Below are 17,658 nucleotides of genomic sequence, written 5' to 3'. Positions count from 1 at the left end.
GAAATGATGCAGCAGACAGGAAACAATGAATTAATGCAACAAGGGTTACCTAAAGAGTTCACTTTCAAATATTTCTCGCCACAATTCAAATTCTGGACAATTACACCAAAAGGAAAGGAACACAACAAAAAGTTTAGTTCCTGAATTTTGAACTCCCCTTGGGAGAACTTGGATCAAGATAGGAATATCCAAATCACATTTCCAATTTTCTATTTCTTTTTGAATTTGGGCAATAGTGTCTTGATGGAATCCTCGGTCGTTGTTAGAACATTGAACAAGTAAACATCGACTATCAGAATCTTTGACTCGCTTGAGCGAGAAATTAATCTGCGTCCACATTGATTGGACTTCATTGAAAATATTAGGCAAGCCATAGTGATTGCCTAATACTGCTTTTCGGCGTTTCGATTCACCCATAAGTCCCCCTTAGCAATACAAATTTTGACAAGGATGACGAAGAAGATAAGAAATCTTCTGACAACGAATAAGCTCAATAGCGCTCAGACTAACCCTCTGGGGGTTGTTAACTACTAATACTATTGTAACAATAAATCAAGGGTTTCAAATATTTTGTAGTTGCAAGGATTGGGGATTTTGCCAAACCTTATTTGTCATCCTTGCAGTCAAAGCTGCTGGCGTTTGTTGAAAGAGAATACAATCTGGTTGGTCAGCAGCAGAAGTGATAAATTTATTGGGTGTCAAAGCAGCTTGAAAGTTCAAAATTTCAAATCAAATCGGCTAGGTGTTAGTAATTGGAGAACTTTTCACCCAAATATTCCGACTGTTATAAAAATCACCACGCTGTTCTAATGTAAACCCACCCAGCAATAATCCCAACCACACTTCTACCATTGGCATTTGCAACACACGTTGCAGTTTAACTAAAGAAATCTCATCTTTGACATTTATCAGATGGTTAGCGATCGCGCTCTGCCATTTTTGGACATTCTCATCTGATGCCAAATTGCGGACATCTTCTAAAGTTGTCACCTCATCAAGCATTGCCAAAACATTTGCTTTTTCAACAGGTGCTGCTACAGAATCACCCAACTCAGTAGGAGATGAAAATTGGTGTGGGCCGTGTGGTTTAAAGGTTTGTGGTATTTGCGGTTCAATCAAATCATCTAAATCTAGGTGCATTGTTGTCCGCACTAAACCAGCAAAGAGATCGGTGCTAACAATTGGCCCTAAAAGACTGTTGCGATCGCGGGTATCTTGCAACAGCACTTCGGCACGAGACTTGAGAATATCCGCAATTTGACTGAAGGCAAGCGCTGCGGTTAATAACTGTGCCTCCAAGGGTAATTTTTCCAGCTCGGCATCCAAACAATCCCACATCGCATCAAGGGAAGAAGTGGGTGGAGATTCAGACAACTCATCTAATACATCCCAAATTGTTAATTGGCGGTATGTGGTCATCTCAACGATTCTGGATGCAACGGGCAGGGTCGTACTGGGCAGTAGCTTGAGGTAATCTCAAACATATCCTTATATTGATATAGTGAAACACTGTATTGTTTTGCAAATGCCTGCAACACCTGATCTGTATAGGCGCGGATCTTGCCAGCCGTTAGCCCAAAGCAGTGAATTGGTTCCAGGCGACAAACAGGCTTTTGTCCCAGCCAGAGTTCTGCCGACATAGCATGTAATGGTTTATCCCCTGGTTCTTTATACAAATACAGCACTGCAAAATATGTTGCTGGTGGTTCGACTGTTACTGAATCAATTTTTGCTGAATTATTCTGCGAACGGTGGCGGTAAAACGAACGGCGATTATGACAGACTTTTGGATTCCAACACCCATCCCCTGCTGTTCCATGCAGCACTTTAGCTTGAGTTGTTGGTAACTTGGCGCATAACTGACACTTGGGATCGAGTGGCTTTGGCATAGAGTGAGGGTGTGGGGTGTAGGGTGTAGGGTGTAGGCAATGAGAAAGAATCACACCCTGCTACGCTCTACTTTCAAGAGATCGAATTAAACCCAGTAGAATTTTGCCAACTAATTTACACTGATTAATAACTGGATTTATCACTTCAGCAACAGCTAATGCTACACGAATTGAAAGTAAAAGATGAGTTTCAAGTTCTTTAAGCGAACCTTGAGCTATGTATAAAAATTGAATATATTCACCTCTTGTTCTTCTACCATAACCTTCCGCAATATTAGCTGGAATAGAAACAGAGGCTCTCCTAATTTGTGATATCATGCCGTATGTTTCCTCTTTAGGAAATGGTTTTGTGACTCTATAACATTCTTCTGCTAAATTCATAGCTTCTTGCCAAACTTTTAAGTCTTGATACGACTGTATTGACGGTTTATCATTCATAATTTATTTAATTAATAAGAAGACTATATTAAATTTTGTATTCGCTCAATAATATCAACTACACCCTACACCCCACAACCTTTTATTCTTCTTCACCGATTGCACGATAGTAAGCAGCGATCGCCGCTTCTTGTTCGCTGCGAAGGGTATAGCGCCGAAACGCCTTCTCGCTTTGATGTCCCGTTAGCTTACGGGCATGGCTGGGGTCAACTCCCAATAGCAATAAGTCAGTGGCATAGGTGTGGCGAAAGGAGTGAGGGTGCAAATCCTCAATTTGAGCAAGTTCACCGATATTTTCTACAGCAAAGTAAATGCCGTGATAACTCAAGCGTTCACCTTTGTATGAAGCATGGTGTGAAATCATCAATGGACTGAGGCTGGTCAAAACCTCTCCTTGCTGTGAGCGCAATTGCAAATACTCTGCTAAAACTTCCCGACTCTCCTTTCGCAGTGGCACTAAGCGTGGTTCATTGGTTTTGGTGTCTGGTAAAAATAGTAGCTTGCCATCAAATGAGCCAACATTTAGCTGCACAACTTCCCCAGCCCGGAGTCCATGACTGAGAATGTGAACCAGTGCTGTATCCCGTTGCTTTGTTTCTCCCAGCAATTCCAACGCTGACCAAACCCGTTCCATCTCTTCTGGGGTTAAACTCTGGGCTGGTGGCAGTGGCACTTTTTCCAGTTTAATCCCCAGTGTGGGATTAGTAGCAATAATTTCAGGATATGTGTAAGACATCCATTTGAAAAAGCTTTTGAGTGCCGCAATTCCCGCATTAATGCTGCTTTTTGAAAGGAGATTACCTGCATCAGTCCGTATTTCATCACGGAGATATTCTTTATATAGCGCAAGATGACGTGGACGCAGTTCATGATAGTGCAGCTCACTCCAAGTCAAAAACCTTTTGAGTTCGCGTTCGTAGAGTTTGCGGCTGTTGAGTGCGAGATTGTTGCTGCGTAAAAATTCCAGAACTTTTACCCACCGAATATCGGTTGGTGGTCTTCTAGTTTCTCCTGGCTGTGTGAAATGTAGAGCTTCACGGTCAAGAGGAATAAGTTTGATCTCAGGTAAAGAATCTGCGCTGTAGTTCATCCAGTTTTGTGTAAATTATTAAGTATTAAATATAATCCTGTATTGATTTGAGATTACTCATCTGGTGGTGAGGTAGTCATGACTTCTACGACGGTACGATCGTGACCGGTTAGTGCCTGCTCCCATGTAGAATAACGCTGCATTCTCCCGTGATGAGGCCCGCCTAAAACCATCGTTTCAAAAAGCAACGGGGGATCTCCAAAAGTGAGATCGAATCCCGAAAAACTAGTTGATACTTTGGCATCCCCAACTATAGTTTCAGCAACTAGATGTTGTCCGGAATCTTGCACTGAGTGTAAAGAATCTTGCCACTCTGACAATGAATTAACAGCAACAGGGGTATGTCCTACTAGTTTGTAATAAAGCATGATTGACAACTTGTGGCTATCACAACAAAATTTTACCCGATTTTATACAAAGTAAAGTAATCCTTTTGGTACCTTATAGCTCTCTATTAACTAATATATGCTCAATCGGAATAGTGGCAAAAATTCTGCATTTTACATCATGTTTATTCCACAGCAAATCCCGATAGTTGGCGCATTTTAGGAGTATGAAACCCGATGACAATATCTTGTTTAGGTACACCCATCTCTATCAATTCTAAAGCAATATCTACTTCCGTTGTATTTTGTTGAATCCAAATTTTATTATTTTTGATATCTAGGTGCATTATTGGGCCATAGATCCGTTTTTGATTGTTCCATCCAATGCTAATAATTTGATAATGGTCATACTCTATGTCAAAAATCTGTTCGACTTCTACATCTCCATAACTAGGCTTGTACTCAATATACTTAGTTAATAATTGCTTAACTTTTGCGCGGTATTCATTCAACTTATCCATTGATCTATTTCCTCAGTCTCAAGGTTATAAATAATTAATTTCAATTTGTTTTCGTTGACTACAGTTTGAATAAAAGGCAAATTAAAAAAATCATTATAAGTGACTAATGGTACAGCTAAATATAAATTTCTCGAAGGTTCTTCTGCACGTAATGCAGTCCGATAATTAATAAATTGTCCTAACGCCATGTGAAATTCAGAAATTTTTGAGGCACTCACAAAATTTTTGATTTCAACTGCTATTTTTTCTCCTGCTTTTTCGGCAGCTAGAAGTAGCTCTGCACCTAAATCAATTTGGACATCAACCCCGCCACACCTAATATTGAGCGGATCATCTGTAATTATCCAACCCTGTTTTTCTAATGCAGACCTCACAATATTGTGGAATAAATCACGAGCCATAGTTTTAAGGAAGTCGGAGGTCGGAAGTCGGAGGTAAGAATGTGTAACTTAGCTGGGGGGTATTGCTTTCGAGTTCACAGTAGTTGTCAATTCTGAGTGCTTATCTCTTGCAACCACTATCTTGCTACTGCGAAGTTTATTGCCATTTAATCTTTCTTTAATTTTGCGTGTAGAGGCCACGAGTATTTTTACTATCTCATCAGCTTCCTGAAGTAACGAATAAAATTTAGATTTTTCTACAACTTCAGATTCAATTAAAATTTCCAACCAGTATTCAGTTTCGCGTGCTTCCTTTAAAGCGATTTCCATCTTGTGCAAAAAGTCTTTATCAGACTGAGCCGAACGTGACTCCCGTATATTTGCACCAACGCTTGTTCCAGAACGCAACAGTTGCTTTGATAGTGTGCGGCAAATACCTGGTTTTTCATCAAGAAAGCTGCAAGCTTTAATGATTCTAATTGCAAACGCCTTACTTCTGTCAGCAATCCCAACATTTTTATCCACAACTGTACCTACTCCACTTCCATATTTTAACTTCCGACTTCCGACCTCCGACTTCCGACTTGAAAATAATATAGCACGTTGAAGACAAAATAAGATACCCTTATCTTTTATCCGACATAAACTACGATTAATACTACTTCCCTTGATATACATGTGACTGTGTGTGTGACTGTAACCATAAGTTTGCCGGGGCGGCACGTTTATGCTTTCAAAACGCCTGGGCAAGTTTCGGTGAAAAATTAGTTTTGATGTATGGGTGGTAAGAAGTTAGAGGGTGTATTAGCAGCCAAATCTTCGACATCATCGAACCACATACACTGCCACAGAGGCTTATTGCTTTGATTAGAGAGCGGAGCTATCAATTGTTGCCGCCAAAAGTCAACGCTTTCAGTTTCTTCATTAACTACTTGATTAAGTTGCAGTCCACCTAACCATAGATGACAGATTGAGCAATATCCTGGACGAGAATACCTTGATAATGGTGGAAACTCTTGCTGGCAGTGAGGGCATTGCTCAATCAGTGACTGATGCTCATGGTGAGGGCATTCCTTGATTGTGTTGACTAACCACAGCAGTGGATTGTAAATTACTCGATTATTGGTACGCCAGGTGTCATAGCATACTGGGCACCAAGCTTGATGTAAGCGCAGAATGCTAAACTCGAAAAAAATACTTGCCCACTTCAATGGCCACAGACAAGATAAATCTTGACGCTGGGTCAATTCTTCTAGAACTTGAATTAGAGTAGTGGCAATGTTAACTCTGGTTTGGCTTGCTGTAGTTAAAGAATCTTGAACTCCAAATAAATGATTAATGATGTTGATGGAACTAGCACTGCTTGTTTTGTGCCCCATCAGTGGAATAATCTTTGACAAAATTAGTTCTTCAGCAGTTATGGTGTGATAGTCGGCAAGGCGAGCAATATATCCACTTAAGCTCTCCATATAAAGCGTACCAATACCAATTGGCTCCAATGGGAATAATTGACAACGTTGTGGAATTGTTGGTTTTTCCAGATTCCAAAACTCATCTTCGGTATAATAATCAACTAACATCAAGATTAATTCCTACAGGATCTCTTTTAGCCAGACGTTTTCCAACACGACCTTTCGTTTGAGATGGTTGCTTAACCTCTTCATTGGTCAAACTGGGCGTCACACTTCCAACCTCGTTGTGCCATCGCTTCTCTCCAGCTTGTGCTTCCTGTTGAATTTGCTGCCGTCGTGCTTTTGAGTATTCGTTTTGTTGGATATACTTCGCATTGAGGGTTGTCGCGTTCTCTGCCAAGGCGTTTCGTAACGCTTTTGTCAACCAAGTTTTGAGCAGACCAACGCTGCCAACTGAGTAATCCAAAAAATATTCATATTGTTCTACCAAGGAAGGTTCTTCAAGCAAAGGTAAATGTGCTTGAAATGTTCTGAGAACCCGCATAAACTCAGCTATATCCTCTTTTTTATCTGTCGAATAACGAGGTAAATGTATATCATCGCTGCGTCGGCTGACTTGACCACTGAGATGACAGCAGTTGAGTAAATCATAAGTACCGAATAAAATATGTACGACACCAGTAACATTAGCGATAGATTTTATCCAATTCATCTGATGTAACATTTGTTTTCCTCCAGCAACCATCAGCAAATGTTGGGCTTCATCTATCATTAATGCTGTTAATTGATGGTGTCGCATAGATTGTTCTAAAGCACGACGCACTGTATCAGAACTTTTGGAAGCAAAGTATGTAGCCGAAAGAGTGTTTGCATACTTTTGATAATTTGATGTACTATTTGTAGTGATTGAATTGAGCGAGATTTTTTCTAGAGATTCTAGAACCCGGAGGTAGTAATCTTTATAATTAAACTTTCCTGCTTCATTAGCAATTGCCTCTATACCTGCGACTGGGATCTGACAAATATTACTGTTCATAGATGCTAATGCACCTTCCATTAACAGTTTTTCAGTTCGTAATCGTAAAGTAGTCTTCCCTACTCCTGCTGGGCCAACAACGAACAAGACACAGATATCTGTTGGTTGTTGAAGATTCATCAACAAAATATCTAAAGCTTGTTTTAATCGTAAATGTCCAATTGTAATCCCCTGAAAATAGTTCAGCCGCTCGGTTGATGATTGAGTAAGAAGTGCTTGAGGAAATAGACGTTTGTGTTTTATTGCCATAACTCCTCTTGAGTATGGGGTTGAATTTTTTCTAAATCTATTGCTGAAATATTTAATTTATCTGTTTGTGATAAAACTTCAGTAGGATTGCTTGTATTAATGTTAATTGGATATTCATCAAGATAAGTTTGTGTCTGTTTAATATTATTTTGATACAGCAATTGACGCATATCTAGTGCAGCCAAATCGTGCAGTCTTTGTGCCTGTAAAGTTTCTTGAGCTTCTGCTGATTCTAGATACTGTGCAAGTTCCTTAGCCCTAATTGTTATCTTTTGGTTGTACTGATTTTTCTGTTGGCGCAATTCAATACTTGCAAGTCGAATTTCTCTTTCTGAATGACCTTGTAAGGATGAGTAATATTCAGAAATACACCGCACCCAATTACCTTTGACATAAGCATAAGCAGTCCCGACATCAAATGGGTCGTATCTAACTGGGACTTGAGTTCCTTCAACTTCAGGATTAAGAAAGGAATCATCAATTGACCAGTAGTAAATAGAATTAATTTTTATACCAATTCTTGGTATTATTTTTGCACTTCCCTTCGGAGTTGAAGGCAAGGTAAAACTTTTAAAGTTTTCATCATCTAAAATTTTTTCTCCATAGCGCATTCCACTTTGATTAAGACCTCTTTCAAATGCAGCATTAGGAGAGAGTCCTAACGCCGGATGCTCTCTACAGTCATAAATCACATAAGCATATTCACAAAAATATTCATATAATTCTGGCAATGTCCAGACAGCTTGTACTTTTGGGTCATTTGCTTTATTTACCAAGCGAACCTGTTTAGTAATTTGAGTATTCCCTTTTAGGTTGTAAAAGAATTCTGTGTTGGTTGTGCCAAAAAAACGTTCAATAAGTGAACCAAACCTTGGACTAGCAACAGGGCGTTGTTTTTTTGTGCAAGCAAACGCTGCCAGAAGAGTTTCAAAGTAAATACTGCCAAACTCTACACCATTATCCATTATTAATGTTTCTGGGAAACGTCCAAGTCGCTGCACGCAAATTCGCAACACCATCATGCAAGAGCGATATGATGGTGGATCAAAAGTTAAATAGATGGCAAAAATGCGGCGGGAGAAAGCATCAATAAGAATCGTTGCCCAAGGTCTGCCTAAACAGCGTCCAGTGCGAGAACAAACTAACTCAATATCTAATTCCGTATGGTCAATGTGGCAGATTTCAAATGGACGACTGCCGTGGTTAGGCGTGGAAAGCGTTAATTCGTGATAAAAAGGATTCTTTTGGTAAGCTGCTCTACTACCTTGTCTTTGGCGAGTTTGCCGTACTGGATCTCGTTGATTAATACGCTTACAGAAAGTAATCCGACTGGGGCAAGGGTCTGTTCTTCCTGCTTTTTCCCACTCTCTAACGAGAATACCGTAAGTTGCCAGTTTTCCTCGCTGTTTGAGATTTTCATAATGCTGTTCAATAATTCGGTCGATGAACTCCCAAGTATCGGGTGAAAAGCGGTCTACTCGATTTCCTTTGTCTCCCCGATTGGGTAGCAAACCAATATAGCCCCAGCCATAATTATTAAGAGCCTTATTAAATCTGGATTTCCAGCTACGGATTGTCCGCTCAGGTACAGAACTATTAATTGGCGGTCTTCCATGTAAATATGGCTCAATGATTTTATAGCGGTAGTTAGCCACGGACAAATCTTCGGGACTCGCGCATTTTAGCTGTTCCCAAATTTCTGTTGTTTTTGCAGATTTGGGTTGAATATGAGTAATTTCTTTTTGTGCAATGAGTGCATCAAAGTTTGCATGAGTTAACTGAATCAGTTCATTTTCGCTTTGGAGAGCAATTTTTGTGTCTCCAATTTGAAGTACACACCAACTTTTACCATCCCAAATAAGGGTTGAGCCAACCGCCACATCAATTCGTTGTCCGCTGGCAATAGTGGTAGAAATTCTTTGAGCAATCATGACATTATATGCCAGTGCCATCTGTTGACTGCTGAAAAGATGAACTCGTTCTGGTTCACTCAAAGCTACTGCTTTCAGGTCTACATATAATTGCTTTGTTGCAATCAAGGCATAGATATCGTCTACCCCATTGGTACTGGTTGATTCTAGTAGTTCTTTCAGAGTTATTCCAGGGTTAGCTCTCACGCACTCAACAACCGTTGTTCTTACCTCTGAGTTAACTGTATTTTCTTGATTGAAATAAGCTTTCAGAAACTGATGGTTGCGGTAAGCAATCCAGTTTATTTCTTGATCTGTACGTAAACGGTAGTACAGTAAAAGTGGTTGAACTTTCGTTTCTGCTGGTGGAGCGTGCCATTGACCGTCTTCGCTCTGTTGATAGCGTGTGGGTTGTTTCTGAGCTAATGTTTTGAGACGTTCGCTCGGTTTCCATTCTTCAAATCCCACACAGTTACGGCGTATGATCAAGAAATCAGGAGTGTGAGATGTCACCACACAACGTCCGCTCTTTGATTTGAATGATAGGCTTAAGCGAATTGGTTGGTCATAGTATTCCAAAACATCTTCGTCATTTTCGTATTCGACGATCGCTGGCAGTTCTACTTTATGAGATTCAAATTGAATTGTTTTCCCCATTTTGCGGCTTGGATAGCTACCGCAAACATTTTTCGCTCCGCCACCTACAATCCTTACAGGTTCTGAACAACGGATTTTTTGCACAAACTCTTTTGTCGTCTCTGTTAAACAAAGGCGGCGACACCAGTCTTCAAACTCTTGGTCGCTGAGCATACAGAAAAACCGTTATTTTCGGCAGGTTTATGCTTTATTTTTGTACTTTCGGCAAGTTTATCATTTCAAAACTCAACTTTTTCTATTTAGCCAATAAACGTAATAATCTACTTTTCAACTCTTACTGTCACTTAAAGGAAAAGATGGCCGGAATTAAAGGATAAAGTGGCCGCCCTAAAAACCTGCAATGCTTATTTTTGCGTCGCCCTACTTTACAAGCGATCGCATTTAAATCTCTCAAATACTCTTCTATCTTAAGTTCTGTCTTGCGGTCATTTTATCCTTTAAAAACGGCCACATTATCCTTTAAGTGACACTTACTGCGGCAAACTTATGGTTTCAAAAATGGCAAACTTATGGTTACAGTCACACACCAACATGCGATCGCGGAGGGTGCATGGTGGCAACGGAATAGTTTCTATTACGCTGCTGATAAATTTTGCTTGTCTTGGTATCGCCTTTGATGCGTAATCCAAGCGATAACCATTTACAGGGTGCTAACTTTCAGTTATAGTTAGCCGTAACTTATTATAGGCACAATGCAACTCTAGCTTTGACTTGGTGCAAAGATAGTTTACAAAAGTTGCTCAGGCGGTTGCCTTAGTCTATTGGAATAAAAAAGTTTAACAATTTCTGTTAAGTGTTTTACCCCGCTCCAAGCATCCGTCTAGAAATCGCTTGAAAGACCCTCTACGCCGCACCCACGCTACGTTATTACTAGAGCGATCGCCACTGGCTCATGACGGTTACGCCATAGCTGAATGGCACTAAGACTCATGTGAAACCTCGTGAGGGCAGGGTGTTGGGGGTAGGGTGTAGGCTGAGTGTGTTCCAGACAATTGAATGCGAGTGCGTCAAGTAGTTCAACATCTTCTTAATTCCCTATACCCGAACCTGCAACCCCACACCCAAAAGCCAGGAATACCAGGGATTTATGCTTTTCTTAGTGCCATTCCGCCATCGCTCTTAAGCTCTTCAAAGATTTCTGGTCTTATTTGGCGGTAACTCTACTATTATCCAGTCATCAGTAATGAGGAGCATATTTTCCAGTGTTGTAGAGTTTTTTGTTCTTGACTAATAAATTTCGTCTTCTTCATCTACCCAATCTTCATCCCAGAGAAGTTGACTATAAACCTTAGTAGCTTGAGATATTTTGAGGTTGTGAGCTGCTGTCACACAATTTCTTGGTTGCCAGCCAATGAGGGCGTATCTCCCATGTAAATATCTGACAGCATTTTTGCAGTCATTAATTACTGGAATATCCTCTTTGATGTATTTTCGCAATTGGACTCCTAAACGAATTGCCTCCATTTCATAATTGTGAAAGTAGGGTTCTTCAACATCAGGTGTAGAAATCAGTAATCCTCTTACCCAGGCATGATTTTTATAGATAGCCTTCGCTACAACTAAATTGACTTGTTTTGGTGTCCAGTTGCTCCGAAGTAAAAAGTTATCTATTGCTGATTCATCATCTAAATCTATATCGACGTTAGATTCTGAAAGTATTTCCGAGATATCTGTATTTTCTAAGAACAGCTCGTACCACTCTTGAAAAGTTTCGGGACTAAATAGTTTTCTGGCTTCTTCAAATGAAATTTTTTCCCATCCTGCATCTGTAACTATTTCGTTACCAGTCCTTGTAATAAACAGATTCTTTTCTTCTAGCATCCAAGGGAAGGATGTCTTGTGATGTCTTCTCTTTCGTTTACCCATTCAACTACCTGATGCCATTGCGATGTCTGCGATGAGTCGCCTAAGCGTTTATGCATTCAATTTTAGTGCTATCGTTAATTATCTTTTAGACTTCTTTATCAAAAGAAAACTTCTGTATGTGACAATGCGTACACACAATAGCAACGTATTTTTTTCAGCTATCTTTACTAGGTTTTTACCCGCAGAAATCATCAACGCGGATATCACGCCAAATATCAGAAATCTGCCAGCCTGATTTGCCCACCGATTGCACTGGAGGATTGTCAAGGAATGGAACATAGTCAGGAACTCTAGGCTCTGAAATTGCTACTGGTTTCTCCTCAACCTCAACCACAGGGGCAGTAGAATTGACAGTATTAGCTTCAAGAAGTTGGTCTTCAGCCTCCTCGATTAATTTCATCTGTCTCAGGGTAAGCTTGTCAGATTTTTTGATGATCTTCTTACTATCTGTATCATTAGAAGTTTTCATTGGCTGTTCCCTTGAAGGCATTGGCTTAAAATTTGGATGGGTAAAGTTGCGAGAAGTTAGGTATAAATAATTTGCACAGAATTAACAAGGTACACCAAATCGATGGGAAATACGAGTCCCAAATTGTAAGAATTTATTAATTGTGTACAAATTTCTTTTTTGTGCAGATGCACCAGCATAATCTGTTGCACAGATGCAAGTATCAAGCGATCGCTTCTTCATCATGACTGTACTTCAAGATTGTTTTGTGCTTTTGTCTCTCAATAAGCAGATAATGGATGGTTAAGAGTTCTCGCTGTGGAGGAACAGCGTTGAGAAACTTATCAGGTGAGAAAGGCACAATTTTAGTAGTAGATGATGAAGCCAGTATCCGCCGAATTTTACAGATGCCTTCAATAACTGCCTTCGTCTTTGACGTTGCCGCAGGCATCGCTAAATGCCCTACTCCTACGGAGAAGCAAGCTACGCGCAGCGCCTCCGACTGGAGTTGGCATCGCCTGCCTATGCCATTACTGCTCGTCCGGCATTTCAAGCTATAGCCCTTATTCCACAAAGTTTGGAGCTTTTCAAGCGTGCCATTCGTATAAGAATCCTTTAATACTTGGGTTGCGATCGCTGTCATTAAGCAATGCCAATGGTAACGCACGAATATGACTTATGCTGTCAAGGGATATCAGGAGATAGCGACAGTGATGAGAGTTAGGTTAAGGAGTCTTCATGCGATTGCTGTAGGCAAGATTTGCAGTACTTGTACAAAGGTATAAATAGTTGTCAAAGTATAAGCTGAATACTGATTAAAGATGATTATAGTAAATTTATATACTCTATTGATGTGAATAACTCGGTAGAGTATTTTTGTGAAAGTGCGTCTACCGTAAGCGATCGCCTCTCCTGTGGCCTTGCCACAACCGACCCTCCACAGCCTAGCCATTGAACAAATTACTGCAAGGACTAAAATTGAAGCTTTAGATCGTTCAATTGAGACTCTCAAACAGGGTTTAAAAGATTTAGTCGAAGAAACTTCCAATGATAAGAGAGAACTGAAAATTCATGATCCACTAAACTCCAGTAATAACAACAAAAATGTGAGTCTTATAGAAAAATTCGGTATTGAGGTCAATATTCATATATATTATGCTACGAAGTATCAATAGGAGCAACTAGGCAACTTCTGGAATTGAGGCAACCTCTTTATCAGTTCTGTTGATAAATATAATCTTTCAACAGGTCTCAGTATCTATGCCATGAAAGTACTTCATCGGTTATTCTATATCCCAGGTTGGCCGATCGCTACTAAAATTTCCGTAGCGTTGATATCAGCAGTTTTCATCCCGATGAGCTTTACAACATATTACAACCTGCGAGAGAGCTTAGATCGTGTGGAAACGGCTGAATACCGTAAATTAGAACTATTAGCTATCAGTACTGTTAGTCGTCTTGAGCAACTGATTATTGATATTCAACGTTTTGTTATTCAAGTTAGTGGCGATCTCAATGTAGTGGATTCGATGTCTGCTAACACACCTGAAAGGCAAAAAACCCTATATCCAAGATTGCAAAAAACTCTAGAGAATACCTACCGTTCCAATCCAGATTTTGATGCTGTCTATATTTTGGACATCAAAGGTCAATGTATTGCGGCTACAGATCCTACATTTATTGGTCAAAACTACGCCTTTCGCCAATATTATAGCTCCGCTATTCAGGGACAACCCTACGTATCTAGCATCTTAATGGGTAAAACAACCAGACGACCAGGGTTGTATTTTTCCTCCCCTGTGAAATCAGAAAGTGGTGCGATTGTAGGAGTGATGGTACTCAAAATCAAAGGACAAGGTATTTGGGCGATAGTCGATTCATTGAGGTTAAGTGACCAGAGCTATGCTTTTCTTGTTGATCAGGAAGGTGTAGTCGTTAGCCATCCCGATAAATCGCTTTTATATAATACTGTTTTTCCCCTTTCACCAGAGAGAATTAAACAGATATCTTCTGATCGAGGAGATGGTTTAACTTCAATTAAGAGCTTGAATATTCCAGAATTGAAAGTGATGGTGAGGGCCAAACAGACAGGTCACACCAATTATTATTCAGAATTTGAAAAAAAGCGAATGATCGTTGGCTTTGCTCCCATGAAAATAGAACCGTGGGTATTAGGAATCAGTCAATCCAGAGAACAGTTTGAACTTCCTTTGAATCGTCTCATATTATTCAATATTAGCAGTGTCATGATTGTGGGAGGGATTACCGCAATCATTGCTTTGTTGTTAGGTTCTAAAATTTCCCGACCGATTCGCGCCCTAACAGAAGCAGCACAAGCACTAGAAAATGAAGATTTTAATCAAGAAGCGCATAACACCTTGGTTAAAGTATCTGATAGGCAAGACGATATCGGTCAATTAGTCAGTGTCTACTTGGATATGGCTAAAAAAGTGAGGATGCGAAATCAAAATCTGAAAATGCAAGTGCAAGAACTTCGCATTGAAATTGATGAGACTAAAAGAGCTAGGCACGTTGAGGAAATTACAGGAAATGAACATTTTCAGAATGTCCAAAAAAAGATTCAAAAGATTAAACGCAACGAAGTAACTGCTAGAGAAACTGAGATTGGCTACTACGAACGATTGCAAAATCAAGTGCGATCACTTAAGGAACGATCGCACTTAAATGTACCTGTTTCTGATATTACTAAAATTGTTTGATTGTGGCTTTACTCCAATTCAATATAGGCATTTAAATGTTGCTAAGTAAAAGATGGAATTTAGTATATCTGGCAGGAGGTGATAGATATGTCATCCGATGATGAATTGATATCCCGTGAGGAGGCATTAGCGGGTTTACCTGCCAGACGAGCCAATACACTACTGTTTTTAATCGAAAGTCGAACAGCCCAGATAGCAGCGCGATCGCGTGTGGAGTTTTCTTTGGCTGAACAATCTGCAAATGAGCGCGATTTGGCTTTTCTAGAAGCTTTTGCTTTAGGAAATGCCCCCCCACTCCGCCCCAGCATTCAGCAACTAGAACGCCATGCTAGCCAGTGGGCATCCCTAGTACCAGAGAACCCCAGAATAAAAGCTGCGATCGCTCAAGCCCTCGGACAAAAGTATACTTTCACCTATCAAGCAGTACCTAATATTCGGGCAACTTTGGGTCTAGATGAAAAACCAGTGCAACTATCTTACTCCCGCCTGTATAGAACGCAGATATTGAACATCTTTGCATCCAGCGTTACATTAATTGAAGAGTTGCGTTGGAAGTTGACAGACATCTCACAAAAAATCGAATCTTTACCACCCTTCTGGCTGGCCTCCTTACTCACAGTTGCTCTTGGTTTACCCCAAGCGTTCTTGGCCTTACCCATCGCTGTAGTTGATATTGGGCCATTAGCTACTGTTGCCTTTTTGCTGATCATCGGTGCGATTAACATTGTAACTATGGCTTGCATGGCAGAGGCTTTCGGTCGTAGTAGCGACTTTCGTTATGGTCATCCTTTCATCAAACAATTAGTATCTAACTATTTAGGAGAAGCAGGTTCATTTATACTTTCCATAGCTGTTGGTATCCGAGTCTTTTTCATCGCTTTGGCTTGTTACATCGGGTTGTCAACAACAATGGGAAACTTTACGCATATACCGCCAGAGCTTTGGGCTGTATTGCTGTTCGTGGCGGGGTTCTATTTGCTATCGCGCAAATCTCTAAATTTCACAGTTGCAGTGCTGGTATTACTAGCAGCAATCAATGTTAGTTTGCTGCTCATCCTTTTACTGCTGACATTGGGTCATGTACAACTGGAAAACCTGTTATATGTAAACTTGCCCTTTTTTAATGGTGAAGCTTTCCAACCCTGGATATTGCAAAGGATTTTGGGTGTGAGTCTCATGCTTTACTTTGGACACGTTTATGTAGGTGAATGTGCCAAAATTGTCCTTCCCCGCGACCCTAGCGCCTCCTCCTTAATTTGGGGTAGCGTGGCGGGAACTGCTTTTTTAACCGTGCTTTTTTGCTTATGGGTGTTGGTTGTTAATGGAGCGATCGCACCGCAATTATTAGCCAAACAGTCAGGAACGGCCTTAGAACCACTAGCTACTGAAGTTGGTTCCATTGTCCCAGTCTTGGGAACAGTTTTAGTTACCCTGCTTTTGGGAATGGCTTGGCTTCGTAGTTCAAGTCTCCTAGTCAACCTCACGAAGGAGTGGATACCTGCCCCAGCCCGTCCTATTTTAATGTTACCTCGTCAAGGGGGGACATTAATCTTTCACCCCTCTGGTAATTCTACGTTTGTTCCTTATATCGGTATAACCTATTTGGGAATAGTAGATGCTCAACCAAAGTTTCAAATAGATATTCAGTTACAAGGCCACATCCACAATGTAGAAATTGCAGTTACTGAGCATTGGGAGATCAAAGAGTTATTTGCTCAATTTCCAGGTTTACGCCAGTGGGATATCCGCCTGATGTTAGATATCAGATCAGTTAACCACGATCGCGTATATCTGCAAATTACTTCACCAATGGTTTTAGCCTACAAAGCCAGTTTGAAAATTGAACACAGTAATACTACTTCTGAGTACAAGAATAAAGTACCACGCTTATGGGTAAAACTCCTCAACCAGCGTCGCTTCTTGTTATCCATCAGCCCATTACTCTTAGTATTTCTGCTGACTGAGTGGCTATTCTTTGCTGGTACGCAATCCTTTACTAATATACTCGCCTTCGCTGGTGTCCTTGGTAACTCCCTAGTTGGTGGTATTTTCCCAATTTTACTATTGGTTTCTAGTCGCCAAAAAGGTGAACTAATGCCCGGAGTAGTTTTTAAGATCCTCAATCATCCGCTTTTCAGTTTAGGTATATATAGCATCTTTTTAGGGATTTTGTTGGTTCACGGTTTGTTCATCTGGCAAAATCCTCTAGCGCGGATCAGTGCATTAAGCATCGCCTCATTATCACTAGGAGCAACAGTAGTGATGAAATTTTACGGCGCTTTTGCCTCCCGCGTAGTAGTAGAACTACGAGAGGAACAGCAACAAGGTGGGCATTCCGTCTTTACAATCACTGCTGGCGGACAACCAAAGATGGCAGAGGTGCTGCTGGGATATGCCCAGGGTGAAGTACACCACCAAGCCGCAACTGTGGATATTCCCGTACTTTCATCTCTGCGTTATGCCATCTTTTCCCTACCAACCAAAGGAGAAAAAGAAATGAGAGTGTGGACACATGGAAGCAACTATGACGATAAATCAAACAATTTACCGACACTTGTGGAAATTGAAAGTGGGAACAAAAAAATGCAGTTTGACTTAAAGTTATCCAGTGGCAAAGTTTTGCTACCTCTGATTAGTGATAACTGCTGGTTGAAATTCACATTTCCAGAGCGAATTTAAATATTAAATTCCAAAATCAACTCTTACTCTCTGCGCC

The 17,658-nt window shown here is 40.5% G+C and carries 20 protein-coding genes; 3 read left to right on the top strand and 17 right to left on the bottom strand.

The features are described 5' to 3' along the window. Positions 1-45: 45 nt before the first annotated feature. From A4S05_RS02840 to A4S05_RS02785, 13 genes are all read right to left on the bottom strand, one after another. Positions 46-417 (bottom strand): hypothetical protein, encoded by a 372-nt coding sequence (locus A4S05_RS02840; protein WP_069068310.1) that lies wholly within the window; start codon positions 415-417, stop codon positions 46-48. Between the two features lie 144 nt (positions 418-561). After that, positions 562-720 (bottom strand): hypothetical protein, encoded by a 159-nt coding sequence (locus tag A4S05_RS41305; protein WP_176726898.1) that lies wholly within the window; start codon positions 718-720, stop codon positions 562-564. Between the two features lie 18 nt (positions 721-738). After that, positions 739-1,419 (bottom strand): hypothetical protein, encoded by a 681-nt coding sequence (locus A4S05_RS02835; RefSeq protein WP_069068309.1) that lies wholly within the window; start codon positions 1,417-1,419, stop codon positions 739-741. After that, the gene (locus A4S05_RS02830; RefSeq protein ID WP_069068308.1) at positions 1,416-1,889 is read right to left on the bottom strand and encodes a hypothetical protein; all 474 of its coding nucleotides are present in this window, start codon (positions 1,887-1,889) and stop codon (positions 1,416-1,418) included. The genes A4S05_RS02835 and A4S05_RS02830 overlap by 4 nt, the downstream gene beginning before the upstream one ends. Positions 1,890-1,949: 60 nt before the next feature. Next, positions 1,950-2,327, bottom strand: coding sequence for a four helix bundle protein (locus A4S05_RS02825; RefSeq protein ID WP_069068307.1), 378 nt, complete (start codon positions 2,325-2,327; stop codon positions 1,950-1,952). Between the two features lie 82 nt (positions 2,328-2,409). Continuing rightward, a complete protein-coding gene (locus tag A4S05_RS02820; protein ID WP_069068306.1) occupies positions 2,410-3,417 on the bottom strand; it encodes a tyrosine-type recombinase/integrase in 1,008 nt (335 codons plus the stop codon). 53 nt (positions 3,418-3,470) lie between these two features. Further along, positions 3,471-3,785, bottom strand: coding sequence for a hypothetical protein (locus A4S05_RS02815; protein ID WP_069068305.1), 315 nt, complete (start codon positions 3,783-3,785; stop codon positions 3,471-3,473). 143 nt (positions 3,786-3,928) lie between these two features. Beyond that, entirely contained in the window at positions 3,929-4,264 is a 336-nt protein-coding gene (locus A4S05_RS02810; protein ID WP_069068304.1) for a XisI protein, read from the bottom strand. Continuing rightward, positions 4,252-4,665, bottom strand: a complete 414-nt coding sequence (locus A4S05_RS02805; protein ID WP_069068303.1) for an element excision factor XisH family protein — start codon at positions 4,663-4,665, stop codon at positions 4,252-4,254. The genes A4S05_RS02810 and A4S05_RS02805 overlap by 13 nt, the downstream gene beginning before the upstream one ends. 48 nt (positions 4,666-4,713) lie before the next feature. Next, entirely contained in the window at positions 4,714-5,169 is a 456-nt protein-coding gene (locus tag A4S05_RS02800) for a four helix bundle protein (RefSeq protein ID WP_069068302.1), read from the bottom strand. A gap of 239 nt (positions 5,170-5,408) precedes the next feature. Beyond that, on the bottom strand, positions 5,409-6,224 hold the full coding sequence (locus A4S05_RS02795; RefSeq protein WP_069068301.1) for a TniQ family protein: 816 nt from the start codon (positions 6,222-6,224) through the stop codon (positions 5,409-5,411). Beyond that, positions 6,214-7,341, bottom strand: coding sequence for an AAA family ATPase (locus tag A4S05_RS02790; RefSeq protein ID WP_069068300.1), 1,128 nt, complete (start codon positions 7,339-7,341; stop codon positions 6,214-6,216). Before A4S05_RS02790 ends, A4S05_RS02795 begins: the two co-directional genes overlap by 11 nt. Further along, complete coding sequence (locus A4S05_RS02785; RefSeq protein ID WP_069068299.1) at positions 7,332-10,061, bottom strand: TnsA endonuclease N-terminal domain-containing protein; 2,730 nt, start codon at positions 10,059-10,061, stop codon at positions 7,332-7,334. The genes A4S05_RS02790 and A4S05_RS02785 overlap by 10 nt, the downstream gene beginning before the upstream one ends. 345 nt (positions 10,062-10,406) lie before the next feature. Between A4S05_RS02785 and A4S05_RS42945 the strand changes: the two genes are divergently transcribed. Next, a complete protein-coding gene (locus tag A4S05_RS42945; protein WP_256090799.1) occupies positions 10,407-10,532 on the top strand; it encodes a hypothetical protein in 126 nt (41 codons plus the stop codon). Positions 10,533-11,135: 603 nt separating this feature from the next. Here the strand turns inward: A4S05_RS42945 and A4S05_RS02780 are convergent. The 4 genes from A4S05_RS02780 to A4S05_RS39960 all read right to left on the bottom strand — a co-directional run bounded on the left by A4S05_RS02780 (position 11,136) and on the right by A4S05_RS39960 (position 13,174). Continuing rightward, positions 11,136-11,774, bottom strand: a complete 639-nt coding sequence (locus tag A4S05_RS02780) for a hypothetical protein (RefSeq protein ID WP_069068298.1) — start codon at positions 11,772-11,774, stop codon at positions 11,136-11,138. Positions 11,775-11,949: 175 nt separating this feature from the next. Continuing rightward, positions 11,950-12,243: a hypothetical protein gene (locus A4S05_RS02775; RefSeq protein ID WP_069068297.1), complete on the bottom strand. Its 294-nt coding sequence runs from the start codon at positions 12,241-12,243 to the stop codon at positions 11,950-11,952. A 202-nt stretch (positions 12,244-12,445) separates the two neighbouring features. Continuing rightward, positions 12,446-12,889: a hypothetical protein gene (locus A4S05_RS41300; RefSeq protein ID WP_176726897.1), complete on the bottom strand. Its 444-nt coding sequence runs from the start codon at positions 12,887-12,889 to the stop codon at positions 12,446-12,448. A 69-nt stretch (positions 12,890-12,958) separates the two neighbouring features. Next, a complete protein-coding gene (locus A4S05_RS39960; protein ID WP_141699628.1) occupies positions 12,959-13,174 on the bottom strand; it encodes a hypothetical protein in 216 nt (71 codons plus the stop codon). A gap of 313 nt (positions 13,175-13,487) precedes the next feature. Here A4S05_RS39960 and A4S05_RS02760 point away from each other — a divergent pair, with 313 nt between their 5' ends. Continuing rightward, positions 13,488-14,942, top strand: a complete 1,455-nt coding sequence (locus A4S05_RS02760; protein ID WP_069068294.1) for a cache domain-containing protein — start codon at positions 13,488-13,490, stop codon at positions 14,940-14,942. 87 nt (positions 14,943-15,029) lie between these two features. Beyond that, positions 15,030-17,621, top strand: a complete 2,592-nt coding sequence (locus tag A4S05_RS02755) for an amino acid permease (RefSeq protein WP_069068293.1) — start codon at positions 15,030-15,032, stop codon at positions 17,619-17,621. Positions 17,622-17,658: the final 37 nt, after the last annotated feature.

Source organism: Nostoc sp. KVJ20 (assembly GCF_001712795.1).
In the GTDB taxonomy this organism is placed as follows: domain Bacteria; phylum Cyanobacteriota; class Cyanobacteriia; order Cyanobacteriales; family Nostocaceae; genus Nostoc.
Note: the sequence above shows the minus strand (reverse complement) of the source record. Positions and strands in the feature narration are given on the sequence as shown.

Bases quoted from the DNA above. Each gene is read 5' to 3' on its own strand.
- A4S05_RS02840 (WP_069068310.1), bottom strand. From the start codon at position 417: ATGGGTGAATCGAAACGCCGAAAAGCAGTATTAGGCAATCACTATGGC.
- A4S05_RS02835 (WP_069068309.1), bottom strand. From the start codon at position 1,419: ATGACCACATACCGCCAATTAACAATTTGGGATGTATTAGATGAGTTG.
- A4S05_RS02830 (WP_069068308.1), bottom strand. From the start codon at position 1,889: ATGCCAAAGCCACTCGATCCCAAGTGTCAGTTATGCGCCAAGTTACCA.
- A4S05_RS02825 (WP_069068307.1), bottom strand. From the start codon at position 2,327: ATGAATGATAAACCGTCAATACAGTCGTATCAAGACTTAAAAGTTTGG.
- A4S05_RS02820 (WP_069068306.1), bottom strand. From the start codon at position 3,417: ATGAACTACAGCGCAGATTCTTTACCTGAGATCAAACTTATTCCTCTT.
- A4S05_RS02815 (WP_069068305.1), bottom strand. From the start codon at position 3,785: ATGCTTTATTACAAACTAGTAGGACATACCCCTGTTGCTGTTAATTCA.
- A4S05_RS02810 (WP_069068304.1), bottom strand. From the start codon at position 4,264: ATGGATAAGTTGAATGAATACCGCGCAAAAGTTAAGCAATTATTAACT.
- A4S05_RS02805 (WP_069068303.1), bottom strand. From the start codon at position 4,665: ATGGCTCGTGATTTATTCCACAATATTGTGAGGTCTGCATTAGAAAAA.
- A4S05_RS02795 (WP_069068301.1), bottom strand. From the start codon at position 6,224: ATGTTAGTTGATTATTATACCGAAGATGAGTTTTGGAATCTGGAAAAA.
- A4S05_RS02790 (WP_069068300.1), bottom strand. From the start codon at position 7,341: ATGGCAATAAAACACAAACGTCTATTTCCTCAAGCACTTCTTACTCAA.
- A4S05_RS02785 (WP_069068299.1), bottom strand. From the start codon at position 10,061: ATGCTCAGCGACCAAGAGTTTGAAGACTGGTGTCGCCGCCTTTGTTTA.
- A4S05_RS42945 (WP_256090799.1), top strand. From the start codon at position 10,407: ATGGCAAACTTATGGTTACAGTCACACACCAACATGCGATCGCGGAGG.
- A4S05_RS02780 (WP_069068298.1), bottom strand. From the start codon at position 11,774: ATGGGTAAACGAAAGAGAAGACATCACAAGACATCCTTCCCTTGGATG.
- A4S05_RS02775 (WP_069068297.1), bottom strand. From the start codon at position 12,243: ATGAAAACTTCTAATGATACAGATAGTAAGAAGATCATCAAAAAATCT.
- A4S05_RS39960 (WP_141699628.1), bottom strand. From the start codon at position 13,174: ATGGCTAGGCTGTGGAGGGTCGGTTGTGGCAAGGCCACAGGAGAGGCG.
- A4S05_RS02760 (WP_069068294.1), top strand. From the start codon at position 13,488: ATGAAAGTACTTCATCGGTTATTCTATATCCCAGGTTGGCCGATCGCT.
- A4S05_RS02755 (WP_069068293.1), top strand. From the start codon at position 15,030: ATGTCATCCGATGATGAATTGATATCCCGTGAGGAGGCATTAGCGGGT.